Here is a 23395-nt window from a genome sequence, read left to right on the forward strand (position 1 = left end):
TGAGACAGAATGAAACGGTCCGCGAAAGCGGGCCGTTTTCGTTTTTCTGGTGCTTCATCTGGGGTTTTCTTCTCTTGGTGGGTGGATCTGGGAGTGCTGACCTGATGGCGTCGGCTTGCCGATCACGGTCGCGGCGAGGGCACTGACAGCAACCGCGACAGCAACGCGACCGGCTCTCGGTTCACGGTGGCGCGATTTGCGTGCGCAGCGCTTCGAGCGCGATGTCGTAGAGCTCTCCGTCGATGAGTTCGCCGTCGAAGGCCGCCGCGACCTCGTCGAAGGAGCCCGGGACGAAGTTGAGCAGGTCGTCGTGGAGCCCGGCGGTGCGCTGCTCGCCCGGGACGTAGCGCCAGGTGGTCAGGATCTGCACGAGTTCGTCGCGGCTGATCTCGCCGCATCGGTAGCTCTCCGCTGCTTCGTAGGGACCGGGCCCCGTCATGAGTCGGCCCGCGTGAACGCCTTGTCGATGGCGGCCGCGGCGTTCGTCAGCGCGGAGGGCATCACGTGCGAGTAGATGTCGGAGGTGATCGCCATCGCCGAGTGCCCGAGGATCTCCATCACGACGCGCATGGGCACACCCTCGGCGAGCAGGAGCGACGCGCAGGTATGCCGCAGATCGTGGAAGCGGATGCGGCGGACGCCGGCTCGTGCGATGGCCGCATCGAAACTCCGTCGGAGGTTGGTCGGCTCGATGATGGTGCCGATGCTGGTCGTGAACACGAGGCCGTTGTCGGTCCATCGGTCACCGGCGAGCTGTTGATCGACGAGCTGCGCTCGTCGACGAGCCATGAGCGAGTCGATCGCGAGCTGGGGGAGCGGGATCGTCCGGCGTGAGCGGGCGGTCTTGGGGGTGCCGATGACCATGCCCTGACCGGCTCCGAGACGCTGCACGGTCTGGCGCACACGAAGTTCCCGAGCGCCGAGATCCACGTCGGCCCAGCGGAGCGCCAGCAGCTCGCCCTTCCGCATCCCGAGCGCCAGGGCGGTCGAGTACAGATGAACATACTGATCCCCGCGATTCGCATCGAGGAAGGCCCCGGCCTCATCGGGCGTCCACGGTGTCACGTCGGCCCTCTCAACACGTGGGGTCCGGACCAGCGACGCCACGTTCCGAGCCACGACCTGTTCACGCATGGCCTCGGAGAGCATCGTGCGGAGCACCGCATGGGCGAGCTGGACGGTGCGGGAGGAGACGCCGGCTGCGCCGACCTTCGTGTGCAACTCGCGGACGTGAGCCGGGGTGAGGCTGTCGAGGCGCACACGACCGAGCGCGGGCACGATGTGCTTCCGCATCATCCACGAGTAGTTCGCCACTGTCGCGGGCTTCAACGAGCCGTGCGCGGTGTTCGCGAGCCAGTGCGCGGAGTAGCTCTCGACCGTCCACGTGCTGATCGAGGCCGGGATGCCCCGGTCGGTCTTGGCCTTCAACTCCGCGAGCTGCTTGGAGACCTCGGTGCGAGTGGCGCCGTAGACCTGTCGCCGGCGGCGGCCTCCATCGGGTTGCAGGACGTACGTCGCCCCACTCCACCGACCGTCCTTCCGCTGGTAGACCGAGCCCTCGCCGTTGGCGCGCTTGCTCACTGCGGCACCGGGGCTTCCGTGAGCGTGCCCACATAGGCGCGTAGATCCTCGACTCGGACTCGACGCGAACGGCCGATGCGGACGCTCGGCAGGATCTTGAGTCGCATCAGGTCGTAGACGGTCGAACGGCCCACACCGAGCGCGTCCGCGACTTCCTCCGGAGTGAGCATGAGCTTCTCCATGACATTCACCTCTCCTTGTTCTGGTTGGTCTTCATCTGTTCGCGGCGCTGGTCGTTCCATTCGCGCGCGTGAGCGGCTGCCTCTGCTGCGAGAGCGGCGTCGCCGTTGGTGAGCCAGCCCATCCCGGCGAAGCTCCACTGGGCCACGACGAGGGTCGTCTCGTCGTCGAGTTCGTCGTCTTCCTCGTCGTTTTCCACACCGTGAGACGCATCTCTCTTGGCGGAGATGCGCTTTTGCCAGAGACGGCGGGCGGAGCGGAGCTTCCCGAGCGTCGTCGAGTAGCGGCGGGACTTGGTCGCGAAGTGGCCGCGGAAGCCGAGCATCCCGACCCACTTGCCGAGGAGCGCGTAGTCGTCCTCGGGGCCGAGACGTGCGATCCGCGCGAGGTCCTCGATGGTCTGCTTGAGCTGCGCGACATGCGGGCGAGGGCCGTTTGCGACTGCCGAGGGATCCACCTCCTCGGTCGCCTTCGTCGCGTACTTCGCGATGTAGGCCGCGACCGCTCGATCCGTGAGCTCACCATCGTTCTCCGCGTGGTGGCGAACGACGGCGCGCGCATCGACTTGGCGACCGAACCGGAGGGAGCGAGGGGATTCGCCCGGGACCACAGGTGCGGCCGTCACCTGGACCGCCGCCGCGCTCTCGATGGACATGCGGGACAGCTCGGACGAGGAGATGGGCACCGACGGAGCCGGATACAGATCATCCGGGCGAGCATCACCGTCGAGACGGATCAGCGCGTGGAAGTGCACGAGACCGCGCTTCTGGAACTCCGCCACCTTCGCGAACTGCACCCGCACGAGCTTCCGCGTCGCCGACTCGCTGAGACCGAGCGACTGGGCAATTCGACGGCGGAGCGCGATGGTGAATCGCCGCCACAGCTCGGGCGCATGCCACTGCCAGACGATGTGCCCGACGTAGTCGTAGCACTCACGGCAGATCGGCTCTCCGACGAGAGGCGAGTCCGCATCGTGCACGCTCATGCATCCGACCTGTCGGCCGTGCGGGCACAGCTCCTTCTTCGACCGGGGGCGGCAACGCGTCGAGCCGGATCCCCGTGCCTTCTTCGCCGCATGGACCGCTCCGAAGGACGGAGCCGTGAGGGTCAAGAACACGAGCGGGTGGGTGCCCACCGACTCGGGAACGTCCTTGGATCCGCCCGCAGCCCCGGCGACCACGAGATGCCACATGTCGCCCTTGTACTCGTGGCTGCACGAGGGGCACCGGACGGCGCGGCGGTTGCCGCAACGGACGTAGGTGATGCCATCCGGCTGCCGCGCGGATTCGTACGACGAGACGACCTCGCCGGACACCGCATCGACGACGTGAGACGACCCGACGAGGCGGACGGGGTTGGCGCAGTAGCCCGTGGCGGCTGCACCCTTCATCCATTCCTCGAAGTCGGGGCGCCGCACGCGGTCGGTGACGGTGTCGGCGAGGGTCGGCATCAGTAGCTCGTGGTCGTCGTCACGGTGCACACGTAGGCACCGACTAGTGCGGTGAGCTGGTCATCGAGCGTGCATGCGCGCTTGTCTGACCCGGCGTCCTCCTGCCCTTGGTTCCAGGCGCTCACGACTTCCGGGGAGCATGCGCGATCCGCGACGATGAGGTTCGCGGGCAGGCCGCTATAGGTGCGCGGATCGTCTGCGCTTGGCTTCCCGGCTTTTCCTCTGAACTGGAGGTTGCAGAAGTCCAACCGGGTCGTGGTGATGCCCGCCTCGTATCCACGCGAGAACGGTTCACCTGTCGTGCTTGCTACCTCGAAGCCGACCGCTCCTGCGGCGGCGACTGCGACTACTCCGCCGACGATGCCAACGGTGAGACGAGTTCGGGTCGAGATCTTCATGATTCCTCTCCTGTCTTGCGGTTGCGTCGCGCTCGGGTCGAGCGCGGCGGCATGTTGTCCGTCTCGGCGGTCGCCGGGGCGGCGGTCCGAATGAGTTCATGCCACGGTGCCTCGTACGTGGCGGCGGCGTATCGGATGACGTCGTCGGAGGCGTACGCAGCGCGGACGCGAATGGGGTCCCCGCCGTCCTCGGGCGCGACGAAGGCCACGCCGGGCAGCGTCGCCGGTATCTGATGGCAGAGCGCGCCCTTCTCTCGAATGCCCTCGCCGAGGACCATCGAGGTCTCCAACGCGTCGCGGAGACGGAGGCCGATGGTCTGGGTGAAGAGCCCGCGGACGGGCAACGTCTCCTTGCGGGGGTCCTGCAGGCAGGCGAAGACCGTGAAGCCGGGAGCGCGACCCTGCGAGCACAGAAGCGCGAGTGCCGCATTCGCTCGACGTTGGAGATCGCGGTCCGTTTGGTACGCCGTCAGCGCTGCCAGCTCGTCGATGACGACGAGGACGTGCGGGCTCTCGATGCTCACGGTGTGTTCGCGAACGTTGCCCGCCAGGAGGGCGGCGCGCTCCCGCATGTCCGAGCAGGCGCGCTCGAGCAGGATCACCGCGGCCTCCGGCTCGGTCGCGTACTGGGTGAGGAGGCCCTCGCCCATCGCCAGCTCCATGCCGCCCTTGAGGTCGATGCCACGGACCTCCACGAGCCCCTCACGGATCGCCGGCCCCAGTCCGATGAGGAGGCTCCACAGCATCGAGCCCTTGCCCGAGCCCGAGGATCCCGCCACGAGTGTGTGAGGGCCAACACGGAAGGCCCACGGAGCGCCGGACGCTTGCACGCCCATAGGCACGGCGCGGAGGTCGACGTGGTCCCCAGGATCTCCGAGCGGGATCGGCTCCCGAAGGGGGTCCGCGTAGTTCACGACGACGAGTGCTCCACCAGGCGCAGCATCGACGGTGACGGACACGGCGCCGAAGGACTCTGCGATGGCGGGTGCCGCAGCGGTGATGTTCTCCCTCGTCATGCCAAGCGGGAAACGCACCAGCAGTGATACGGAGTATCCGTTCCACTTGGTCGCGCTGATGGCGGGGATCTCCGAGGTCGCTGCTGCCGACCGGACCGAGAGTCCGAGGCGGATCATGAGTTCGGGCCAGGCGGAGCGGATGAAAGCACGGTTCCTCCGCTGCCACTTGCCGAACTCGTGGGCTTCGAGCGACCTCCCGTCTCGGTAGCGCCACACGAGTCCCGCACTCACGAGGGCGATGGCCACGATCGCGTAGAGGCCCTGGACCGGTCGCCACTGTCCGAGCAGAAGCCCGAGGACCGAGAGCAGCAGCGTGATGCGCTTGTGCCGCCGCACCAGTGCCCAGAGAGCCGCGGCGTAGTTGCGCAGCTCGGCGACGATCACGAGTCGCCGGCCTTCTTCACGATGGCGGGCCGGATCCCGCCCGCTCGGAGCGAGTAGGCGACGCGAGGGCGGCCGGTTCCCTCCTTCACGTACGGGACGACCACGAGGTCATCGAAGATGACGGGGCGGAAGGGGAGCCCCGGCAGCTCGGGCGGGAGCGTCGGATGGGTGGGTGACACGATCTTCACGGTCACCTCGCCCTGGCCCTTCGGCGCGTCGGGATCGGCGTCGAAGACGCGCACGGTCCACATCGGCCTGTTGGTGTCGCGGTCATGCTGCTGGCTGACGGGCTTGCCATTCTCGAACTCCATGAGGGGCTCGACCTCGCCGACGGCGTAGGCGGGGCCTCCGAAGTAGTTCTCGCTGTTGACGGGCAGTCCGGACTTCTTGACGGGCATGTTTGTTCCTCCTGGTCTCGGTGCACGGGGTGCGCACGCTCCGGGTTCCGGATCGACGATCCTCAGGGACCCTTGATTGATCTCTTGATTGACGACGGGTGGACGAAAATCTCGCCCGATCCGGTTTCGGAGATGCTCAGCACCCTTGATTGACCCCTTGCTTAAGGAGGTCGTGGCCGGAGCTCCCGACGACGCGGTCACGCGAGGGAGTCCCGCGTCGTCCACCGGGATCTCCGATGCCTCGACCATACACATTTGTTTACATACCGCGCAAGAGTGAACTTCGTCTACGCGGGGCGACTGGCCATGCGGGAGACTGGGGGCATGACGGAGCCGGAGGAGTCCCACGAGCTAGAGGGGTGGGGGCTAGTACCTGTCCCAGTCGTCGAGGCGGTGCGTGCTCTCAACGGCAAGATCTTGCAGAACGGCCAGCACCTCGACCGCATGGTGTGGCCCAAGAAGCCGCGTGACGTCCAGGACCTCCTCCGCATGTCCGTGTCGGACGCGCACAAGGTCACGAAGGCGGCCACCGACCTGCGCGCGCTGGTCACGGCGTACGCGCATCAGTTCCATCAGCCGCGGCCTGTGATGGCGGACCTCGCCCGAGCGCAGCAGGCGTCTCCGCAAGGCATCACGCGGCGGTACAGCGAGGCGAGCGTCATCGCGCTCGAACAGATGCTCAGCAGCGACCCGGACGTCACGAAGATCCTGAAGGGCTTCCCGTCGCTGAGCCTGGATGATCTGAGGCACTTCAGTGGGCCGGTGGGCGAGGCCGCTCGCAAGGACTGGGTTCTGACGGCGGGGGAGTGGCAGCTACGAGCCGCGGAGGGCGGCTGACCTAGGAAGCGCGAGATCATCGACTCCGCGTGTCAGATTACAAGTTGTGTGTCTCGGGCATCTTGGTCGCCTTCCAGATCTGCCTGCTGTGGATCACTCGGTTAGGGGGGTGGGGCTCGAGAGGTGGTCAAGATCGAGAAGTTCGCTCTGTCTTACTCGCGACAGTGGGAACTCGTCATCCGACCAGAGCTGACCTGTAATGCTCGAGATTGCGCCGCTTATTTCCGGGATAAGTAATTCGCCCGCCTTCGGCGAGCACGACCGTGCAAGTGCAGAGGCGAATGCTTCCCAGGCGAACGCCTTTTGCCCCGCTGTCAGTTCCCCTTGAATGGTCTGCGCTATCTCCGCCGGACTTTTGGGGTAACCGGCCGAATCGAAGATCGTGCCAACGAACGCTTCATCGACTTCTTCTGATTCGTCCGGTGTGGGTATTTCGCCTGCCTTAACTATAACGTGCATAATTATGGATGTAGGCTTAAGGCTCCAGTCGGGAGACTCCAGTCGAATCTCGATGACATTGTGCAGTACTTGGCCCAAAGGCGAATTTGGCTTATCGTACTTGCTGCGAATGTTCTCTTGTAGCGGTTTCAGCCATGGCACAATCGGGTCCGGCACTGCAAATCGACTAAACCACCTTCCCACCGCTTGCGAAAATACCCGGACGTTTTTATCGACATCTTGATCCACACCATGGCGTGTAGTCGCTCCAAAGAGCTGCGCCTTCTCCACGGACCTGACGTGGCACAGGTCGACGAAAGTCTCATCTTCAAGGTGAATATACCGAGGCGAATCTCGACGGCGAGCTTGGGCGGCCTGCGACCCTGTAAGAGTGCAAAGTCCGGCTAAGAGAACAGTAGGGCGGTTGTTGAGAACGATGTCACACGTTTGGGAAATAGCAACGGCTTCGGCGCCGAAATCGTCCCTGAGAGAGGCGTTCAGCTCGAAGATGTCACCTTGTCGTATGTCGGCAAAGTATCGCCCCATGTCCTCGAAGCTGACATTTTCGGTTGGCGCCTCGCTTGTCATCAGGATGCAGACCGGCCTTCCACGGTCGGCTCTAAAGCGCCATTGATGTCGTTCTCGCTTGATGCGTGTACGCGGCGCGCCGAATCCACGACGCTATAGCCGTCGTTACCAGCCTTGAGAAGTTCGTGGCGTCGACCACTGGGCGTGGTGCTTTCGAGGCCGTCGATGATCGAGGTAAGGCGGGTCAGCGTCTCCTCGTTTGAAGCGCTCATGCGGCCACCGGCTACCCAAAAGTGAACAGAGCGCCTAGAGACGCCAAACATCTTAGAGATCTGGTCCCAAGTAAGCCCTGATTGCTCATGCAGTCGGCGTACTTCAGTCGCGGGGCTTGTAGTCTCTGGCCTCCCGTTTTCTTCGGTACTAAGGGTCTCGGTCACTGCGGAATGCACGCTAACCGACAGGGCAATGAGATGGTTCGCTGGAAGGGATGGCGTTACACCCTGCCAGCCTGTGCTGATGGCAACATACTGATCAGGTGTCGGAGCGGTGATCCCACTTGACGTTCCCAAGACTGCAAGAAGAAAAAGTCCTGTTGTTGCCACTCCGGCTTGGCCAGTAGCAGCAGGCGTCATTTGCGTCTGCTCACTGCGGGTCATGGTGAGAGTCACTGGAACCGCGCCACGAACTCATCGGTAATGACCGCTCGGAAATGATAGTAGCCGACGCGGGCCAATTCGGTCGCCTTGGCGGCTATGGACTCCGTTGTGAATTCTGGAGACTTGTTTTCCTCATAAGCGTCTAAGTCTAAAGACCAACTAGGGGTGTTAACTGCGGGCAGCGACGGGTCAATGCTTGCATTTTTAGGCAGACGAGCCGAGCGCACGAGGAGGAATACGTCTCCCTGCTTGTATACGGACTCGCTGATGCTGTGCACGAGTTCGCCTCCTTGGTCTAGTGCGAGGCCACCCAATACCGACGCGTTGAAATATTCGTTGATTCGATCGAGATCGAACTCTTGGTCTATCCGATTTGTGTACCGGTATCCAAATCGCGTCCAAAAGGGAATGTAATATACTTCGTTGAGGGCTGTTGTTATGACTGACAGTCGGGCAACAAAGTCTTCATGCGATTTGTATGCAGTTGTTTCGAGTGAAAGAAATGTCTCACCAAGATTTACAATCCACTCCTCATTGAGTGACGACAGTCTATGTACGGGCGTCCCCGCCTGTTGCTGAATGCCCTCAGGCGTAATAGTAAGCTCTGCCTCGTGATTACGCGTGACGAGCGGGTACTCCTTCGCGAGGCGGGCTGACAGCGCTTTGGCAACTGTGTCTACGTCGTAGCCAGCGAGCTGGTGCCACCGAATCTGTGCGAGGACCCGGACGAGCGGGGCCTTGGACAGCCTGAAGCCTCGTTTGGTCGAGTGGTCGGCCGCAGCGCCAGTGGGAGTCATGCTTCACACCGTACTTCACACGGCTGACAGGCCACCGCATGTGGTGAGAACTTTCTCTACTCGTTCAAGCGCCGGGCTTCGCCCGGCGTGCCCCACCTGCGGTGCGTCCAGTCCTCGCTCCGCTGCGGTCCGGGCGCTCCTCGGCGGGCCGCCGCGATGAGGCCGGTTCCTCTTTAACCAGCAAGACCCGCCTGTCCACGTGTGTAGGGCGGGTCCGCGTGCCGCCGCTGTGGGGAGGCACGTCGCTGGTTCAGAAGCGCTAGATCGGGGTTGGGCTCCGTGTGGTTGGGCCCGAAGGCTTCCACGAGGGGCCCAAGGCTGCACGATCCGCTGCGGTGAAAAGGAGGGTGGGGGCGCTCGGCACGTCGATCTGCCCAACGAGCAATGACAGGTCGAGGCCGATCTCGGCGTCGTCGATCAGCTTGAGTCGAGCGAACGCACGTCGGAGATCGTCTCGGGCGTCTTCCCTCGTCCAACCGTTGATGCTCATCAGGACCTTTATCACCTCGTCGAGGTCGGGGGCTCTGCCCACGTGCTGGGTGTTGTGGCACGCCTTGCACAGGGCGATGAGGCCGGCGAGGACTTGGGTCAGACCGTGCTCGCGCTCCTCGAAGCGCCAGATCTCGTGGCAGTCGGGGCGCTGGACCTTGCCGTAGGGGCCGTGCGATTCGCCGCCGCAGATCTGGCAGAGGTTCCCCGCGCGAGCCGCGACGCTGAGTCGAATGCGTTCCCACTTCGACCACCGCGCGATGCTGCGCACGTTCGAGCCGAAGACCTTGGAGGGGAGCACGTCGGCGCGCACGCGCACGTGACCGGCCGGCGCATCGGGCATGAGCGTCGGGACGAACAGGTCGTGCCAGTCGGCGGTCGTCATCGGATCACCACCCCACCACGGACAGCAACGCTGACAGCAACGTGTCCACATGCGTGGCCGTCTCGGCGGCCTCGCGGGATGCAAGGCGCGGGCTCCAGCGGCCTCGATGGACGACCGTGGAGGCTCCGGCTCTGACTACGGATCAGAAGGTTGGGGGTTCGAATCCCTCCGGGCGCACAGCACCTCCGGGTGCATCTCTCTGGTTGAGACAGAATGCCGAACGGCCCGCCCCTGGCGGGCCGTTCGCGTATCCCCGGTCAGCGCGTCGTCGCGAGCGGCTCCACCACGCGGTTCTCGTACGCCCAGATCGTGGCGTGCAGCCGGTCGCGCACGCCGAGCTTGTCGAGCGTGCGGCTCACGTGGGTCTTCACGGTGGTCGGCGCGAGGAACAGCCGGCCGGCGATCTCCGCGTTCGACAGGCCGCGGGCGACGAGCACGAGGATCTCCCGCTCGCGGGCGGTCAGGCGCGCGAGCCCCGCGTCCGTGCCGATGCGGCGGGCCGCGCGGCCGTGGTCGACGAGGGCGCTCACGGGGTGGGCTCCGGGGCGGGTGACGGCGTCGGCGTCCCCTCCTCCTGTGTGGATCCGGGGTTGGCGGTCGTGGACGGGGTGGGGGTCGGCGTGGAGGTCGAGCCCTTCGTCGCGGGCAGCGGAAGGGCCTTCGCGAACGGAGGCCTGCCGGAGCCCATGTCCTCGACGCTGAGGTGCCCCATCCGCCCGGCGTCGCGGAGCGAGAGCGGGAAGGCGTTCCACGCCCCGGTGCTCGGCTCGAGGGGCTCGCCCGTGGTGGGGTCCACCTCCGCGAGCGCGGGCGGCACGACGCTCAGCGGTTCGCCGTCCTGGTCGAAGAGCTGCACCCGGTCGAGGAGGTTGCCCTCGGCGTCGTAGGCGAAGACGTTGCTGATGCGCTTGCCGTCGAGCGTGAGCTCCGGTGGGACGGAGGAGCTGCTCGACGAGGGCGCGTACTCGACGCGCGCGCTCTCGCCGGAGCGGTCGATCGAGACCGGGATGAGCACGACGAGCGCGAGGGCGGTGACAACGCTCACGGCCGTGCGGAGGCTCCGGAGAGGCCGCGTCGGGACCCACCGATCACGACCCCATTGGACGCTGACCACGAGGAGCAGGAGTAGGAGCAGCCAGCGCATGGATCCGTACGGGAGCACCAGGAAACGGCTGTAGATGCCGAGGAAGGCTGCGAGCACCACCAGCACCACCTGGTACCCCGCCCACGCCCGCAGCAGCCACCACACCGGGCGGAAGACGATCAGCAGGTCGAGGATCGCGGAGAGCTCGCGGTTGGCGCGGATCCGCGCGTGCAGCTCGCCGGCCCGCGAGCGGATGCCGTCCCGCAGCTGGTGCAGCGGCGAGGTGGCGGCCGTCTCGACCGCCCGCTCCGGCAGCCCCGCCGAGCTCCGCAGCTCGTCGGCGTAGCGCGCGGGGTCGCCGAGCTCGAGGGCGCCGTCGTGATCCGCGGCCTCCTCCTGCAGGTCGGCCTCGAGGCCGCCCGTGAGGTCGTCGACGTCCTCCGGGTCGAGGTCCGCGAGCCGGGCGCGCACGGCGGCGGCGAAGGCCCGGATGCGGGTGTCGAGGTTGGGATCTGCGGTGTTCACGGCTTCTCTCCGATCGTGCGGACGTTCGCGGATGCGGGCACGGGGCCCTCGCCGGTGCCGCCGGCCTTCCGGGTGCGGTGGGTCGGCGCGGGGGCCGGCTCGCCGAGGAGCCCGCTCATGGCCGTGGCGAACGCGGCCCAGGTCGCGCGCTGCCCGGCGAGCAGCTCGCGGCCCTCGGGGTTGATCGCGTAGTACTTGCGATGCGGTCCGCCCTCGGACGGCACCACGTAGCTCGAGAGCGCGCCGGCCGCGTAGAGGCGGCGGAGCGTCCCGTAGACGGAGGCGTCGCCCACGTCGCCGAGTCCCGCGTCCCGCAGGCGCCGGACGATGTCGTAGCCGTACCCGTCGTCGTGCTGCACCACGGCGAGCACCGCGGTGTCGAGCGCGCCCTTGAGCAGCTGCGTGGTGTCCATCAGGCGATCTCTCTCATGCGTCGCACAGTATCACGCAGTGCGCGGTACCGCGGAGTGCCGCGCAGGGCGGTGCGCCGCGATGAAGGCGTTGAGCGGGCGCGCCGACCCTCGTGCTCGCGCCGGACCCGGTGCTACCGTCGGGCATGCCCATCGTCCTGGAGGCCCTCGGCCGCGTGCTCGCCCTCGTGGGCGACGTCATGCTGAGCGGCGCGGGCGTCACGCCCGCGATCCTCCTCGCGGCCCTCCTCGGCGCCGCCTCCGTGGCCGCCGCGACAGCGCTCGTGCGCATCGCCGCCGCGCGCGGGCTCATCGGATCCGCCGCGCCGCCGCTCGGCCCGGACGAGGACGTCGACCTCCCGGTGCTCGTCTCCTCGAGCGACCCGGACGCGGACGGGCACGAGCGCTCCCGGGCACCGGGCCGCCGGATGCAGGTCGTCGTGCCTGCGCCGCTCCCGGCCGCCTGACCGCGGCCAGCAGGGGTCCGCCGCCGCCGCGCGGCGCGGACCCGGCGCGCGCCCGCATGCGACGACCAGACGGACCCCCTCCGCTCTCGTCGCAAGGAACCCCGTGGACCCCACATCGATCGCCCCCGTCCGAGCCGTGCTCGACGGACTGTCCCAGCTCGTCGTCGGCCTCGCCGACCTGATCCAGCCGCTCGCCGGCGCCTCGGCGACCGGGGTGGCCGTCATCCTCCTGACCCTCGGCGTGCGGGCCCTGCTCGTGCCCGTGGGCGTCGCGCAGGTGCGTGCCGAGATCCAGCGCCGCCGGATCGCCCCCGCGCTCGCCGAGCTCCGGCGCCGTCACGCCGGCAAGCCCGAGCAGCTGTCCCGCGCGACGCAGGAGCTGTACGCGCGAGGGCGCGTCGCCGCTCGCCGGCTGCCTGCCGACGCTCGCGCAGGCGCCCGTGCTCGCCGCCGTCTACGCCCTGTTCGCGCACGCGCGGATCGGCGGCGAGGCGAACGCGCTGCTCGCGACGCCGTTCGCGGGGATCCCGCTCGGCACGAGCGCGCTCGCCTCGGCAGGGCTGGGCGTCGAGCCGCTCGTCGTCGCGGTCGTCGTGCTCGGGCTGCTCGCGATCGTGATCGAGGTCCGCCGCCGCGCCGACCTGCGGTTCCCGGGGCCGCCCGTGCCCCTCGATCCGGCGCTGCCCGGCACGGCCGGCATGACCGCGACGATGCGGGTGCTGCCGTTCGTCACGGTCGTCTTCGCCGGGATCGCCCCGCTCGCCGCGGCCCTCTACCTGCTGTCGAGCGCCGCGTGGACGCTCCTCGAGCGCGTCGCGCTGCGGCGGCTGCTCGGCCGTCCGCCCTCCCGTGGGACGGCGCCCGCGTGATCCACCGGCCCGGGGCGGCGCATCCCGTCTGCGAGGATCGAGGCACACCGAGCCGGGAGCCGCCATGACCTCCACCCCCGCGGGCGCCGTCGCCCTGCCGCCCACGCGCGTGACCTACCCGGCGGGATCCGTCGCCTCCGAGGGCACGGTCCTCCGCGTCGACGACCTCGCCGACGGCACGCGTGCCGTCGTGCTCGACGCCACCGCGTGCCACCCCGTCGACGCGGCCTGGCCCGACCAGCCCGCCGACCGCGCGGTCCTCCGGGTGCGCGGCGCCGGGTTCGAGGTCCTCGACTGCGTCGTCGGCGCGGCGGCCACGGATCCCGCGGAGGACGCGGCGCTCCACGTGGGCGCCGAAGTCCCGGTCAAGAAGGGCGCCGAGGGCTGGTCGTTCGTCGCCGTGCACGTCGTGCCGGGCGACGCCGACGTCCGCGTGGGCGACGTCGCCGAGGTCGCGGTGGATCCCGAGCACCGCCGCGCCCTGAGCGCCGGCCACACGGGCTGCCACCTCGCCTCCCTCGCCCTCGACCGCGCGCTCGCCGACGCATGGACCAAGGACGTGGCGACGGACGCGCTGGGCGCCCCCGGCTTCGACGCGCTCGCCATCGACACGTCCCGCATCGGCCCGTGGTCGTCCGTCGACGCCTACCGCCTCGGGAAGTCGCTGCGGAAGAAGGGCTTCGTCCCCGCGACGCTCCTCGAGCACCTCGACGAGGTGCGCGACGCGGTCGACGCCACGCTCGCCGGGTGGGTCGCCTCGGGTGCCGCCGCGCGGATCGAGCGCGAGGGCGACCTGCTCACCTCGCGCCGCTCCTGGGTGTGCGAGCTGCCGGGCGGCACCGCGCGGATCCCCTGCGGCGGCACGCACCTGGCGGGCCTCGACGAGCTCGCGTCCATCACGGTCGACCTCGAGGTCGAGGAGGCCGACGGCGCCGTCGTGGTGCGGATGCGCACCACCTGCGTCCCGGCATGACACCCCTGGTCGGGGGACTCCGGTATCCCCGCACCTCCCGCGTCGGGTAGCGTGGTCAGGCGCCGTCCGGCCGACCGGCATCCTCGGTCCGGCGACGGCGCGGCGATGGAAAGTGGTATCGAACGTGGCAGCAACCCCCGCGACGAAGTGCTCGGTCTGCGGCAAGGCGAACCCCGTCGGCATGGCCACGGGCAACATCCTCGACCACGGCCGCAACCACGAGCGCTGCCCGGGATCCGGCAAGCCGCCGGCCGTCTCGACCAAGCCCGCCTCGGCGGCCGCGAAGTCGGGCACCGCCCCGTCGCGGAAGCCCGCGAGCGAGGCCGCGAAGCGCGAGCCCAGCCGCAAGACCACCCCGGCCAAGGCGGCCGGCCCCACGCGCGGCGTCACCGTGCGTCGCGTCGAGGTCGACACCGAGCGTCTGCGCCTGCGCGAGGAGAAGCTCGAGCGGATCCGCGTGCAGCGCGAGGAGGCGGCCCGCCGTCGCCTCGGCGACTACATCGTGCCGCTCGATGCCGACGGCCAGGAGGCCCCGGAGGCCGAGATCACGCTGGAGAGCATGGACGACGAGGCGCCGGCCGACACCGCCGCGTCCGACGTCGCGACCGCCGACGCCGCGGACGGCCGCCCCTCCGCCTAGCGCGTAGCGTGGCGCTCATGACAGAGCAGTCCACCGATCAGCCCACCACGTACCTCGGCCGCACCGGCGTGGAGGTCTCGCGCCTCTGCCTCGGCACCATGATGTTCGGCGCCTGGGGCGAGACCGACCACGAGAAGTCCATCCGCGTGATCCACCGCGCCATCGATGCGGGCATCACCTTCATCGACACCGCCGACATCTACGCGTACGGCGAGTCGGAGGAGATCGTCGGCAAAGCCATCGCGCAGTCCGGCCGACGCGACGACCTCGTCCTCGCCACCAAGTTCTTCAACGGGATGAAGCCCGAGGCGAACTTCCGCGGAGGCTCGCGCCGCTGGATCATGCGGGCCGTCGAGGACTCGCTGCGCCGCCTCGGCACCGACCACATCGACCTGTACCAGATGCACCGGCCCGACGAGCACACGGACATCGAGGAGACCCTCGGCGCGCTCACCGACCTGGTCACGCAGGGCAAGGTGCGCTACATCGGCTCGTCCACGTTCCAACCGAGCCAGGTCGTCGAGGCGCAGTGGGCCGCCCGCGAGCGCGGCACCGCGCGCTTCGTCACCGAGCAGCCGCCGTACTCGCTCCTCACCCGCGGCATCGAGGCCGACCTCCTCCCCACGACCCAGCGCCACGGCATGGGCGCGCTCGTCTGGAGCCCGCTCGCGGGAGGCTGGCTCTCCGGCAAGTACCGGAAGGGCCAGGAGATCCCGAAGACGCACCGCAACGACCGCGACCCGTCGCGCTACGACCCGTCCGACCCGAAGTTCGCGGCCGCCGACCAGCTGGGCGCCCTCGCCGACGAGCTCGGCGTGCCGCTCGTGCACCTCGCGCTCGCCTTCGTGCTGCGCCACCCGGCGGTGTCCAGCGCGATCATCGGCCCGCGCACCATGGAGCAGCTCGAGTCCCAGCTCGACGCGGCCACCCTGGAGCTCGACGCCGCCACGCTCGACCGCATCGACGAGATCGTGCCGCCCGGCCTCAACGTGAACCCGGCCGACACGGGGTTCGCGAACTACTGGCTGGATCCCGCCCGCCGCCGCCGCTGACCCGGCCGGGGCGCGGGATGCGGGCGGTCGCCGATCCGCGGAGCGCCCGCTCCCGGTCGGCGCCGATCCGCTCCCCGTAGGGTCGGTGCATGAGCCGCCGCACCCGGGAGCCCGTGTACGGGACCGCCGTCGTCCTGGGCCGCGCGCTCTTCGGATCGCTCCGTCTCCGGCTCGTCGCCGACGGCCGGGACCGCATCCCGGACACCGGCGGCGCGGTCATCGCGATGACCCACTTCGGCTACCTCGAGTTCGCCCTCGTGGAGTGGGCGACCTGGTTGCACAATCGCCGCCGGATCCGCTTCATGGCGAAGAAGGGCGCGTTCGACACGCCCGGCGTGGGCTGGGTCCTGCGCCGGATGCGCCACATCGAGGTCGACATGACCGCGGGTGCCGCCGCCTACGCGGACGCCGTCGCGGCCCTGCGGGCGGGCGAGCTCATCGGCGTCTTCCCGGAGGCGGGCGTGAGCGCCTCCTTCCGGGTGCGGGAGCTCAAGACCGGTGCCGCGCGGCTGGCCGCCGAGGCCGGCGTGCCGATCGTGCCCGTCGCCGTGTGGGGCGGGCACCGTCTGCTCACCAAGAACCGCCGCATCCGCATGCGCGATCGCATCGGCGTTCCCGTGCACCTGCGCGTGGGGGAGCGGATCCCCGTGGCGCCGGACGCGGATCCGCGCGAGGTGACCGACGCCCTCCGCGACGAGCTGCAGCGGCTGGTCGACGACCTGCAGTCCTCCTACCCGGTGGACGGCCACGATGCATGGTGGCAGCCGCGGCACCGGGGCGGCACGGCGCCGACACCGGCGGAGGCGGCGGCCGCCGACGCGGAGCGCGACGAGCGCAGGAGGCGTCGCGCCGAGGAGCGCTGACCCGCGCAGAGGGGGAGATGAGATCGGCCCGGGCCTTCGAGGCCCGGGCCGATCTGCGCACGTGAACGTCTGTTACCCGCAGACGAACCGGCTGGTGCGGTACCGCTCACCCGAAGAGCTGTACCGGATGCCTCCACGGTAGCCGCGCATGCTGACGATCCCCCGGACTGCGCGGGAATGTACCCCGTATTGGGGGGAAGCGGGTGTGTCCGTCTTTTGGGGGACCCAGTACAGTCGCGCGTCCCTCGACGCCGCGGCTCAGACCGGCTCAGACCGGCTCGGCCAGCGGGGATCGCTCGAGGCCGGGCGCCGGCGGGGCGGTGGGGTCGGCGTCCACGGCGCGGATCCGGTTGCCCGCGTCCACGTGCACCACGCGGGGCTCGAGCGCGCGCGCCTCCTCGGTGCTCATCTGGCCGTACGCGATGAGGATCACCACGTCGCCGACGCCCACGAGGTGCGCGGCCGCGCCGTTGATGCCGAGCACGCCGCTGCCGCGCTCGCCCGCGATCGTGTAGGTGTCGAGCCGGGCGCCGTTGGTGACGTCGACGATGCTGACGCGCTCGCCCACGAGGATGTCGGCGGCGTCGAGCAGGTCGCGGTCGACCGTGACGGAGCCCACGTAGTGCAGGTCGGCGTGCGTCACCGTGGCGCGGTGGATCTTCGCGGTCATCATGGTGCGCAGCATGCGTGCTCCTCGGCGGGCGGTGTCCGTGCGCGCGGAGGCGGAGCACGGTGATCGCACGGGCGATCACGTGGGCAACGCGCGCGAGCACGCGGATGTTCCGGCGGGTGCCGGATCCGGTCCGCGCGCGGCCCCCGGCGAGTGTACGAGACGGCGCCGGGCTATGCGCGCCCGCCCGGGCGGGCCACTCTGGGGAGGGGACCCGACCCGCAGAGCGCATGGAGGCACCAGTGGCACGACGAGACACGGCCGACACCATGGAGGATCGTCCCGGCGAGGATGACGCGCGCAAGCCCGACTCCCCGACGGACATCGAGAAGCCGTCCTGGAAGTACGTGCTCCGCAAGACCATGCGCGAGTTCGGATCCGACCAGTGCACCGACATCGCGGCGTCGCTGACCTACTACGCGGTGCTGTCGCTGTTCCCGGCGCTCATCGCGATCATCTCGCTGCTCGGGGTGTTCGGGCAGGGGCGTTCGACGGTCGACGCCGTCGTGGACCTGCTGGAGGGCTTTGCTCCGAAGGACGCCATCGGGCTCATCACGCCGGTTCTGGAGGGCTTCGTCGAGTCCCCGGCCGCCGGCTTCGCCCTCGTCTCCGGCATCGTGCTCGCCATCTGGTCGGCGTCCGGCTACGTCGGCGCCTTCAGCCGGGCCATGAACCGCATCTACGAGATCCCCGAGGGCCGGCCGTTCCTGAAGCTCAAGCCCACGCAGCTCGCCGTGACGGTCATCGGCATCGTGATCCTGCTGGTCTGCGCGCTCATCATCGCGATCTCCGGGCCCGTCACCGAGGCCATCGGCGACGCGCTCGGCCTCGGCACGACCGTGCAGATCGTGTGGTCCATCGCCAAGTGGCCGGTGCTCGCGTTCGCGATCGTGCTGCTCATCGCGATCCTCTACTACGCCACCCCGAACGCGAAGCAGCCGAGGTTCCGCTGGATGAGCATGGGCGCGGCGATCGCGCTCGTCGTCCTGGTGCTCGCGAGCGTCGGCTTCGCGTTCTACGTCACGAACTTCGCCAGCTACGCGAAGAGCTACGGCGCGCTCGCCGGCGTCGTCGTCTTCCTCCTCTGGCTCTGGATCGCGAACCTCGCGCTGCTGTTCGGCGCCGAGTTCGACGCGGAGCTCGAGCGCGGGCGCCAGCTGCAGGCCGGGATCGCCGCCGAGGAGACGCTGCAGCTGCCGCCCCGTGCCACCGTCGTCAGCGACAAGAAGGCCGCCGCCGAGCGCGAGGACGTGAAGCGCGGCCGGGCGATCCGCGAACGCCACGACCGCGCCGAGCGCCTCGGCGGGGGCGACGCGGGCGACGGCGCATGATCCGTCCGGCGAGCCCGCCCGGGGAGCGCGCGAGCCGGCCGCGTCACCGGTCCTTGATCTCGTCGTACGCCGCCAGGGCCCGCTGCCGGGACTCCTTCAGGTCGACGATGGGCGTCGGGTAGGCCGCGAGCCCGCCCTCGGCCTGGTCGTCCGCGCCGTCCTCGGCGCTCGCGACGAGGTCGCCCATCGCCTTCCAGGGCTCGTGCACGACATCCCGGGGCGCGTGCGCCAGCTCGGGCACGTACGAGCGGATGTACTCGCCCGACGGGTCGAACTTCTGCCCCTGCAGCACGGGGTTGAACACGCGGAAGTACGGCGCCGCGTCGGCGCCGGATCCCGCGACCCACTGCCAGCTCGCCGCGTTGTTGGCCGCATCCGCGTCGACGAGCGTGTCCCAGAACCACTGCTCGCCGAGGCGCCAGTCGATCAGCAGGTTCTTGATGAGGAACGACGCCACGACCATCCGCACGCGGTTGTGCAGGTGGCCGTCCTTCCACAGCGCCCGCATCCCGGCGTCGACGAGCGGCACGCCGGTGCGCCCGCGCTGCCAGGCGCCGAGGGTCGCGTCGCTCGGCTCCGCCCACGGGAACGCGTCGAAGCGCGGCACGAAGTTGCGGGTCGCGAGATCCGGCTGGTGGTAGAGCAGGTGGTAGCTGAACTCGCGCCAGCCGAGCTCGGAGAGGAACTTGGTGGCGTTGACCTCGTCGCCGCCCACCTTCTTCCCGCGCGTGCGCTGGATCCGGTGCCACACCTGGAACGGGCTGACCTCGCCCCAGCGCAGGTACGCCGACAGCCGCGAGGTCGTCATCGCCGCGGGCTCGTCGCGCTGGGCCGCGTAGTCCTCGAGCTCGTGGTGGACGAAGTCCTCGAGGCGCTGCAGGCCGGCGGCCTCGCCGGGATCGCAGGCCTCGCGGAGGCCTGCCGCCCAGTCCGGCTTCGTGGGCAGCAGCTCCCAGTCGTCGAGGTCGTCCGAGCGGGGCGCATTCCGGGGTCGGTCGAGCTCGTGCGGCGCGGGGAGCGGCTTCCGCGGCTCCTCCCGCTCCTGCGCGGCCTTCCAGAACGGCGTGTACACGCGGAACGGCTCGCCCTGCTTGTTCGTGACCGTCCACGGCTCGACGAGCAGCGATCCCTGGAAGCTGCGGACGTCGAGCCCCCGGTCGCCGAGGTCCTTCTTGATGGCGGTGTCGACCGCGATCTCCGCGCCGCCGTAGCGCCGGTTCCAGAGCACCGCGCCGGCGCCGACCTCCTCGACGACGTCGTCGAGGACCTCGGCGGCCGCCCCGCGCCGCAGCACGAGCGGCGAGCCGAGCTCCCGCAGCGACTCCGCGAGGCGCGACAGGCTCATGTGCAGCCACCAGCGGGCGGCGCCGCCGAGCGGACGGATCCCGTCGCTCTCCTCGTCGAGCACGTACAGCACCACGACAGGCTCGCCGCGCTCGACGGCCGCGTGCAGCGCCGGGTTGTCGGCCACGCGGAGGTCGTCGCGGAGCCAGACGACGCTCGGGCCGTGCGCCGGATCGGCGCCGTCCCGGTCGGCGGATCCGCGGTCGGGGGCGTCGTCGTCGCTCATGCATCGAGCCTAGGACGGGGCCCTGCAGGCGACCGGCCCGGGTCCGCTTCGCGCGGGGAGCCCGGCGGCACGTAATATCGCACATGGCAGTGCGCGTCCGTCCGGGGCCGACCGCCCACCCGAGACCCGCCGTCGTCGAGAGGCCCATGGACAACCGAAGCACGCCCCTGCCCCCGCCCGAGCGCCCCGGGCAGCCCGCACGCGACGCCGTCTCGGCGGTCGTGGTGGCCGGCGACGCCGGATCCACGATCGCGGCCACGCTGACGTCCGTCCTCGGGCAGACCCTCCCGCTGCAGCGCGTGGTCGTCGTCGTCGCCGGCAGCCGCGACGACACCTTCGCCGTGGCGCGGACCTTCAACGGCCGCCACGAGCGCACCCTGCCCGGTGGGGTGCGCGCGTCGACGACGGTCACGGTCATCGACCGCGGCCCGCGCGAGGGCTCGCTCCGCTCGGCCTACGGCTTCGCCCTCCGCCTGGTCGGCGACGCGGAGCGCGTGCTGCTCGTCTCGCCGGACGCCGAGCTGGAGCCCGACGTGCTCGAGCTCCTCGCCGCGGCCCTCGACCGGGATCCGGGCGCCGTCTCGGTCTCCGCCTCCCTCGACCCGCGGCCGACCGGATCGCACGGCCCCCTCGCGGGCGCGCTCCGGCTCCTCCAGCGCCACTGGGCGATGGGCGCCGTCGAGACCGGCGCCGACCTCGGCCTCACCGGACCGGTGCCGCTCGCCCCGGCGTCCCTCCTCCGGCTCCCCGAGCGCGACCCCCTCTCGCCGTCGGCCGCGACCTCGGAGGGGATCCTCACCGACCTCCTCGCCGGGGACGACCGCTCCGCCCTCGTCCCCGGCGCCCGCGCCCGCGTCGACACCTCCGTCACCTGGGGGATGATGCGCGAGCGGCGCGACCGGTGGGGTGCCCACGTGGCCCGGCTGGCGCGCGGCGGATCGGCCGCCGACGTCGGCGACCGGCGTCGCGCCCGCCTGGCGTCCCTGCGGATCGGCGTCGGCCCCGTCCTCCGGTTCGCGGCCTATGCGCTGGTGGCGCTCTACCTCGCCGCCGCCTGGATCCAGGGGATGCTGGAGCCCGCGTGGTGGTGGGCCGTCCCCGTCGTGGCGCGGCTGCCGCTGCACATCCGCACCCTCCGCCGGATCCGCGAGCGCAGCGCCGCCGACGTGATCTTCGGGGCGACGTTCCTCCCCCTCGAGGCGGCCGAGGCGGCGTACGGAGTCTCCCGGATCCGGGACGCCCTGCACCGCCTGGCGCACCGCGGGCGTCGCGGGCCCGCCGCGGCCGAGACGGTGCCGCCCTTCTCCCGGGTCGATTCGGTCGCGGTCGTGGTCGTGGCCCTGGCCGTCGGCGTCGTCCTCGCCGCGGCCGAGGCCGGTGGTCCCGCATCGGTCGCCCTCACCACGGCGGTCGGCTGGGCGGCGTGCATCGTCACCGCCGCCGACCTCGTCATGGCGTTCCTGCGCCTGCTGGTCGCCCACGGCGGGCCGTTCGCCCGCCCGGGCGCATCGGGTGGATCCGCGGCCTAGGCCTCGGCGACGCTCCCGCGCAGCTTGTCGGTGAGCTCGCGCAGCGTGTTCAGCTCGTCCTGCGTGAGGGCCCCGCCCACGGTCGAGGCGATGGACTCCATGTGGACGCGCGCCACCGCGCGGAAGGCCGCGTCGCCGTCGTCGGTCAGCCGCACGATGGTGGCCCTCCCGTCGCTTTCGTCGCCGCACTTCACGACCAGGCCCCGCGACACGAGGCGATCGATGAGACGGCTCACGCTGGGCTGGGTGAGCAGCACGTGCTGGTTGAGGTCCCGCAGGCGCAGACGCCCCTCGGGCTGCCGCGAGATGTTGAACAGCACGTCGTACTCGTTGAACGAGAGCTCGCGGCTGGGGAACTCGGCGGTGAGGCGGCGCATGACGCTGACCTGCGCGCGGAACAGCGACTCCCAGGCCCGCACGGCGTCCGCTGTCTCGCCCACCAGGCCTCCTCGTCCGGTGCGCATCGCGATGAGGATCGGGCGCACGCTGTCGAGGGCGAGTCTACTGAGCGGTGCCCCGGGGAGAGCCCGCAGCGGATCGGCGCCGGACATGACTGAGGGCCGACCCCAGAGGCATGGGGCCGGCCCTCTCCCTTGCACCAGGAGTGTCCTGCAATCACATTCCGTCTCCACCGCCACAGCAAACGGTGGGGACGAGAAGACTGTATAACGATCCCGTAACGCCCCGCTACCCGGAACGGGCCTCATGTGCTGGGAGATCGCCTACAGCTCCGCAAGGGCGGGCTGAGCGCCCGCGGACGGCTCAGAACAGGTCGGGCGATTGCGTGCTCGCGTGGTGGACGGCGACGTCCGCGTGGCGGTCGAACCGGTAGCCCGCGCCGCGCACCGTGCGGACGATCTCCTCGTAGCGGCCGAGCTTGGCGCGCAGGCGGCGGACGTGCACGTCGATGGTCCGCTCGTTCGGCACGTCGTCCCCGTCGGCGGCGGACCACAGCGAGGCGATGAGCTCGGATCGCTCGATGGTGCGTCCCTCGCGGAGCACCAGGTACTGCAGGAGCTCGAACTCCTTGTAGGTGAGCGGGGCGGTCTCGCCGTCGAGCACGACGCGCTTGCGGGACAGGTCGACCGTCACTCCCCCGGCGACGCGGCCCTCGTCCTCGGGCTGCTCGCGGTGCTGGGCGACGGCGGCGGGATCCTGCAGGGCGAGGCGGACCACGTCGATGTCGCGGCCTCCGGCGCCCTCCGGGGCGAGGGCCACGGCGGCATGGGTCTCGACGCCGGGGGCCAGCTCGGCCGCCAAGCGCTTGAGCGCCGCGACGACGGTGCCGAGGTCGGTGCCGGCCGTGGCCGCCTTGAGCTCGTCGAGCCCGACGTAGATGGCGAAGCCGCGCGCCTCGGTCCCCTCGGGGACGGCGCGGAGGCGGGCCGGGCGGGTGGGCGCGGCGGCCGGAGCAGCCGGAGCGGATGTCGTGGTGCGCGCGGGGACGGCCTGCGGGCGGCGGAGCGGCGGGGCGAGCGGCGCCGCCGCGCGGAGCACGGGGGCGGCGGGAGCGGATCGGAGCGAGGTGCGGGCGGAGTCGATGGTCGCGAGAGACATGGCGGGAGTCCTTGTGATGATGCGGGTGCGGCGCAGCTGGAGTGCGCGGGACCTCAGGGGAGTGCGAGACGCCTCAGGGGGCGGATGCGCCGAATACGGCGGGGAGGGTCGACGACGGACGCGTCGCTGGACCGCTCGGGCGAAGGCGGCGGGTCAGGCCGACATTCGACAGCACATCGCGACACGGCCGGGCATCATCATGCCGGCGACTCCCGAGGCCTCGAAGGAGGTCAGGACGTGCGCGTTCAGAGTCATGGGGAGAGCATGCACGGATCCGTGCGCCCCTGTCAACAGCGGCGGCGGGAATCGTGCGGGACG

At 70.1% G+C, this 23395-nt stretch carries 26 protein-coding genes, 1 tRNA gene and 1 pseudogene; 10 read left to right on the plus strand and 18 right to left on the minus strand.

Annotated elements, in window-relative coordinates:
• Positions 1 to 181 precede the first annotated feature (181 nt).
• From ITJ40_RS02290 to ITJ40_RS02320, 7 genes are read right to left on the minus strand one after another with little or no spacing between them, the layout of a single operon-like run.
• Positions 182 to 439, minus strand: a complete 258-nt coding sequence (locus ITJ40_RS02290; protein ID WP_194665559.1) for a hypothetical protein — start codon at positions 437 to 439, stop codon at positions 182 to 184.
• Positions 436 to 1581, minus strand: a complete 1146-nt coding sequence (locus tag ITJ40_RS02295) for a site-specific integrase (RefSeq protein ID WP_194665560.1) — start codon at positions 1579 to 1581, stop codon at positions 436 to 438. Before ITJ40_RS02295 ends, ITJ40_RS02290 begins: the two co-directional genes overlap by 4 nt.
• Positions 1578 to 1763 (minus strand): helix-turn-helix domain-containing protein, encoded by a 186-nt coding sequence (locus ITJ40_RS02300; protein ID WP_194665561.1) that lies wholly within the window; start codon positions 1761 to 1763, stop codon positions 1578 to 1580. Before ITJ40_RS02300 ends, ITJ40_RS02295 begins: the two co-directional genes overlap by 4 nt.
• 5 nt (positions 1764 to 1768) lie before the next feature.
• Complete coding sequence (locus ITJ40_RS02305) at positions 1769 to 3211, minus strand: replication initiator (RefSeq protein ID WP_194665562.1); 1443 nt, start codon at positions 3209 to 3211, stop codon at positions 1769 to 1771.
• Complete coding sequence (locus ITJ40_RS02310) at positions 3211 to 3609, minus strand: hypothetical protein (RefSeq protein ID WP_194665563.1); 399 nt, start codon at positions 3607 to 3609, stop codon at positions 3211 to 3213. Before ITJ40_RS02310 ends, ITJ40_RS02305 begins: the two co-directional genes overlap by 1 nt.
• The gene (locus ITJ40_RS17365) at positions 3606 to 5009 is read right to left on the minus strand and encodes an FtsK/SpoIIIE domain-containing protein (protein WP_194665564.1); all 1404 of its coding nucleotides are present in this window, start codon (positions 5007 to 5009) and stop codon (positions 3606 to 3608) included. Before ITJ40_RS17365 ends, ITJ40_RS02310 begins: the two co-directional genes overlap by 4 nt.
• Positions 5006 to 5407 (minus strand): hypothetical protein, encoded by a 402-nt coding sequence (locus ITJ40_RS02320; protein ID WP_086526876.1) that lies wholly within the window; start codon positions 5405 to 5407, stop codon positions 5006 to 5008. The genes ITJ40_RS17365 and ITJ40_RS02320 overlap by 4 nt, the downstream gene beginning before the upstream one ends.
• A gap of 324 nt (positions 5408 to 5731) precedes the next feature.
• Here ITJ40_RS02320 and ITJ40_RS02325 point away from each other — a divergent pair, with 324 nt between their 5' ends.
• Entirely contained in the window at positions 5732 to 6244 is a 513-nt protein-coding gene (locus ITJ40_RS02325; RefSeq protein WP_194665565.1) for a hypothetical protein, read from the plus strand.
• Between the two features lie 93 nt (positions 6245 to 6337).
• On the opposite strand, the gene ITJ40_RS02330 is transcribed toward ITJ40_RS02325, so the two are convergent.
• The 4 genes from ITJ40_RS02330 to ITJ40_RS02345 all read right to left on the minus strand — a co-directional run bounded on the left by ITJ40_RS02330 (position 6338) and on the right by ITJ40_RS02345 (position 9537).
• A complete protein-coding gene (locus ITJ40_RS02330) occupies positions 6338 to 7270 on the minus strand; it encodes a hypothetical protein (RefSeq protein WP_194665566.1) in 933 nt (310 codons plus the stop codon).
• A complete protein-coding gene (locus ITJ40_RS02335; protein ID WP_194665567.1) occupies positions 7270 to 7482 on the minus strand; it encodes a hypothetical protein in 213 nt (70 codons plus the stop codon). The genes ITJ40_RS02330 and ITJ40_RS02335 overlap by 1 nt, the downstream gene beginning before the upstream one ends.
• A 392-nt stretch (positions 7483 to 7874) precedes the next feature.
• The gene (locus tag ITJ40_RS02340) at positions 7875 to 8663 is read right to left on the minus strand and encodes a TIGR04255 family protein (protein WP_194665568.1); all 789 of its coding nucleotides are present in this window, start codon (positions 8661 to 8663) and stop codon (positions 7875 to 7877) included.
• Positions 8664 to 8922: 259 nt separating this feature from the next.
• On the minus strand, positions 8923 to 9537 hold the full coding sequence (locus ITJ40_RS02345) for a hypothetical protein (protein WP_194665569.1): 615 nt from the start codon (positions 9535 to 9537) through the stop codon (positions 8923 to 8925).
• Between the two features lie 87 nt (positions 9538 to 9624).
• On the opposite strand from ITJ40_RS02345, the gene ITJ40_RS02350 reads away from it, so the two are divergent.
• Positions 9625 to 9714: transfer RNA gene (locus ITJ40_RS02350), tRNA-Arg, on the plus strand.
• 80 nt (positions 9715 to 9794) lie between these two features.
• Here ITJ40_RS02350 and ITJ40_RS02355 read toward each other — a convergent pair.
• Genes ITJ40_RS02355 through ITJ40_RS02365 form a run of 3 tightly spaced genes read right to left on the minus strand, consistent with a single transcriptional unit; the run spans position 9795 to position 11559 of the window.
• Complete coding sequence (locus tag ITJ40_RS02355) at positions 9795 to 10067, minus strand: response regulator transcription factor (protein WP_370531969.1); 273 nt, start codon at positions 10065 to 10067, stop codon at positions 9795 to 9797.
• Complete coding sequence (locus tag ITJ40_RS02360; protein ID WP_194665570.1) at positions 10064 to 11146, minus strand: hypothetical protein; 1083 nt, start codon at positions 11144 to 11146, stop codon at positions 10064 to 10066. The genes ITJ40_RS02355 and ITJ40_RS02360 overlap by 4 nt, the downstream gene beginning before the upstream one ends.
• Positions 11143 to 11559, minus strand: coding sequence for a PadR family transcriptional regulator (locus tag ITJ40_RS02365; protein ID WP_194665571.1), 417 nt, complete (start codon positions 11557 to 11559; stop codon positions 11143 to 11145). Before ITJ40_RS02365 ends, ITJ40_RS02360 begins: the two co-directional genes overlap by 4 nt.
• Positions 11560 to 11702: 143 nt before the next feature.
• Here ITJ40_RS02365 and ITJ40_RS02370 point away from each other — a divergent pair, with 143 nt between their 5' ends.
• From ITJ40_RS02370 to ITJ40_RS02395, 6 genes and pseudogenes are all read left to right on the plus strand, one after another.
• Positions 11703 to 12023 carry a DUF6412 domain-containing protein gene (locus tag ITJ40_RS02370; protein WP_228511741.1) on the plus strand — a complete coding sequence of 107 codons (321 nt, stop codon included), beginning with the start codon at positions 11703 to 11705 and terminating at the stop codon, positions 12021 to 12023.
• A gap of 262 nt (positions 12024 to 12285) precedes the next feature.
• Positions 12286 to 12892, plus strand: a pseudogene (locus ITJ40_RS02375) (YidC/Oxa1 family membrane protein insertase).
• A 64-nt stretch (positions 12893 to 12956) separates the two neighbouring features.
• Entirely contained in the window at positions 12957 to 13865 is a 909-nt protein-coding gene (locus ITJ40_RS02380) for a metal-dependent hydrolase (protein WP_194665572.1), read from the plus strand.
• Between the two features lie 124 nt (positions 13866 to 13989).
• A complete protein-coding gene (locus ITJ40_RS02385; RefSeq protein WP_370531970.1) occupies positions 13990 to 14505 on the plus strand; it encodes a hydophilic protein in 516 nt (171 codons plus the stop codon).
• A gap of 17 nt (positions 14506 to 14522) precedes the next feature.
• A complete protein-coding gene (locus ITJ40_RS02390) occupies positions 14523 to 15557 on the plus strand; it encodes an aldo/keto reductase (RefSeq protein WP_194665574.1) in 1035 nt (344 codons plus the stop codon).
• 89 nt (positions 15558 to 15646) lie between these two features.
• A complete protein-coding gene (locus ITJ40_RS02395) occupies positions 15647 to 16420 on the plus strand; it encodes a 1-acyl-sn-glycerol-3-phosphate acyltransferase (protein WP_194665575.1) in 774 nt (257 codons plus the stop codon).
• 268 nt (positions 16421 to 16688) lie between these two features.
• On the opposite strand, the gene panD is transcribed toward ITJ40_RS02395, so the two are convergent.
• Complete coding sequence (gene panD, locus ITJ40_RS02400; RefSeq protein ID WP_194665576.1) at positions 16689 to 17105, minus strand: aspartate 1-decarboxylase; 417 nt, start codon at positions 17103 to 17105, stop codon at positions 16689 to 16691.
• Positions 17106 to 17332: 227 nt separating this feature from the next.
• Between panD and ITJ40_RS02405 the strand changes: the two genes are divergently transcribed.
• Positions 17333 to 18421, plus strand: a complete 1089-nt coding sequence (locus tag ITJ40_RS02405) for a YihY/virulence factor BrkB family protein (protein ID WP_194665577.1) — start codon at positions 17333 to 17335, stop codon at positions 18419 to 18421.
• Between the two features lie 43 nt (positions 18422 to 18464).
• Here the strand turns inward: ITJ40_RS02405 and ITJ40_RS02410 are convergent, their stop codons facing one another.
• Positions 18465 to 19991: a deoxyribodipyrimidine photo-lyase gene (locus ITJ40_RS02410; protein WP_194665578.1), complete on the minus strand. Its 1527-nt coding sequence runs from the start codon at positions 19989 to 19991 to the stop codon at positions 18465 to 18467.
• A 146-nt stretch (positions 19992 to 20137) separates the two neighbouring features.
• Here ITJ40_RS02410 and ITJ40_RS02415 point away from each other — a divergent pair, with 146 nt between their 5' ends.
• The gene (locus tag ITJ40_RS02415; protein WP_194665579.1) at positions 20138 to 21520 is read left to right on the plus strand and encodes a glycosyltransferase family A protein; all 1383 of its coding nucleotides are present in this window, start codon (positions 20138 to 20140) and stop codon (positions 21518 to 21520) included.
• On the opposite strand, the gene ITJ40_RS02420 is transcribed toward ITJ40_RS02415, so the two are convergent.
• Positions 21517 to 21984, minus strand: a complete 468-nt coding sequence (locus tag ITJ40_RS02420; protein ID WP_194666915.1) for a MarR family winged helix-turn-helix transcriptional regulator — start codon at positions 21982 to 21984, stop codon at positions 21517 to 21519. The two genes, ITJ40_RS02415 and ITJ40_RS02420, sit on opposite strands and share 4 nt — an antisense overlap.
• A gap of 298 nt (positions 21985 to 22282) precedes the next feature.
• Positions 22283 to 23077 (minus strand): winged helix-turn-helix domain-containing protein, encoded by a 795-nt coding sequence (locus ITJ40_RS02425; protein WP_194665580.1) that lies wholly within the window; start codon positions 23075 to 23077, stop codon positions 22283 to 22285.
• Between the last annotated feature and the right edge of the window lie 318 nt (positions 23078 to 23395).

Origin of the sequence: Clavibacter sp. VKM Ac-2872 (assembly GCF_015351105.1) — a bacterium.
GTDB lineage: Bacteria > Actinomycetota > Actinomycetes > Actinomycetales > Microbacteriaceae > Clavibacter.

What these genes read in the sequence shown, in the direction of transcription:
- ITJ40_RS02290 (WP_194665559.1), bottom strand. Translation starts at nt 439, where the DNA reads ATGACGGGGCCCGGTCCCTACGAAGCAGCGGAGAGCTACCGATGCGGC.
- ITJ40_RS02300 (WP_194665561.1), bottom strand. Translation starts at nt 1,763, where the DNA reads ATGGAGAAGCTCATGCTCACTCCGGAGGAAGTCGCGGACGCGCTCGGT.
- ITJ40_RS02305 (WP_194665562.1), bottom strand. Translation starts at nt 3,211, where the DNA reads ATGCCGACCCTCGCCGACACCGTCACCGACCGCGTGCGGCGCCCCGAC.
- ITJ40_RS02310 (WP_194665563.1), bottom strand. Translation starts at nt 3,609, where the DNA reads ATGAAGATCTCGACCCGAACTCGTCTCACCGTTGGCATCGTCGGCGGA.
- ITJ40_RS02320 (WP_086526876.1), bottom strand. Translation starts at nt 5,407, where the DNA reads ATGCCCGTCAAGAAGTCCGGACTGCCCGTCAACAGCGAGAACTACTTC.
- ITJ40_RS02325 (WP_194665565.1), top strand. Translation starts at nt 5,732, where the DNA reads ATGACGGAGCCGGAGGAGTCCCACGAGCTAGAGGGGTGGGGGCTAGTA.
- ITJ40_RS02330 (WP_194665566.1), bottom strand. Translation starts at nt 7,270, where the DNA reads ATGACAAGCGAGGCGCCAACCGAAAATGTCAGCTTCGAGGACATGGGG.
- ITJ40_RS02335 (WP_194665567.1), bottom strand. Translation starts at nt 7,482, where the DNA reads ATGAGCGCTTCAAACGAGGAGACGCTGACCCGCCTTACCTCGATCATC.
- ITJ40_RS02340 (WP_194665568.1), bottom strand. Translation starts at nt 8,663, where the DNA reads ATGACTCCCACTGGCGCTGCGGCCGACCACTCGACCAAACGAGGCTTC.
- ITJ40_RS02345 (WP_194665569.1), bottom strand. Translation starts at nt 9,537, where the DNA reads ATGACGACCGCCGACTGGCACGACCTGTTCGTCCCGACGCTCATGCCC.
- ITJ40_RS02365 (WP_194665571.1), bottom strand. Translation starts at nt 11,559, where the DNA reads ATGGACACCACGCAGCTGCTCAAGGGCGCGCTCGACACCGCGGTGCTC.
- ITJ40_RS02370 (WP_228511741.1), top strand. Translation starts at nt 11,703, where the DNA reads ATGCCCATCGTCCTGGAGGCCCTCGGCCGCGTGCTCGCCCTCGTGGGC.
- ITJ40_RS02380 (WP_194665572.1), top strand. Translation starts at nt 12,957, where the DNA reads ATGACCTCCACCCCCGCGGGCGCCGTCGCCCTGCCGCCCACGCGCGTG.
- ITJ40_RS02390 (WP_194665574.1), top strand. Translation starts at nt 14,523, where the DNA reads ATGACAGAGCAGTCCACCGATCAGCCCACCACGTACCTCGGCCGCACC.
- ITJ40_RS02395 (WP_194665575.1), top strand. Translation starts at nt 15,647, where the DNA reads ATGAGCCGCCGCACCCGGGAGCCCGTGTACGGGACCGCCGTCGTCCTG.
- panD (WP_194665576.1), bottom strand. Translation starts at nt 17,105, where the DNA reads ATGCTGCGCACCATGATGACCGCGAAGATCCACCGCGCCACGGTGACG.
- ITJ40_RS02410 (WP_194665578.1), bottom strand. Translation starts at nt 19,991, where the DNA reads ATGAGCGACGACGACGCCCCCGACCGCGGATCCGCCGACCGGGACGGC.
- ITJ40_RS02415 (WP_194665579.1), top strand. Translation starts at nt 20,138, where the DNA reads ATGGACAACCGAAGCACGCCCCTGCCCCCGCCCGAGCGCCCCGGGCAG.
- ITJ40_RS02420 (WP_194666915.1), bottom strand. Translation starts at nt 21,984, where the DNA reads ATGCGCACCGGACGAGGAGGCCTGGTGGGCGAGACAGCGGACGCCGTG.
- ITJ40_RS02425 (WP_194665580.1), bottom strand. Translation starts at nt 23,077, where the DNA reads ATGTCTCTCGCGACCATCGACTCCGCCCGCACCTCGCTCCGATCCGCT.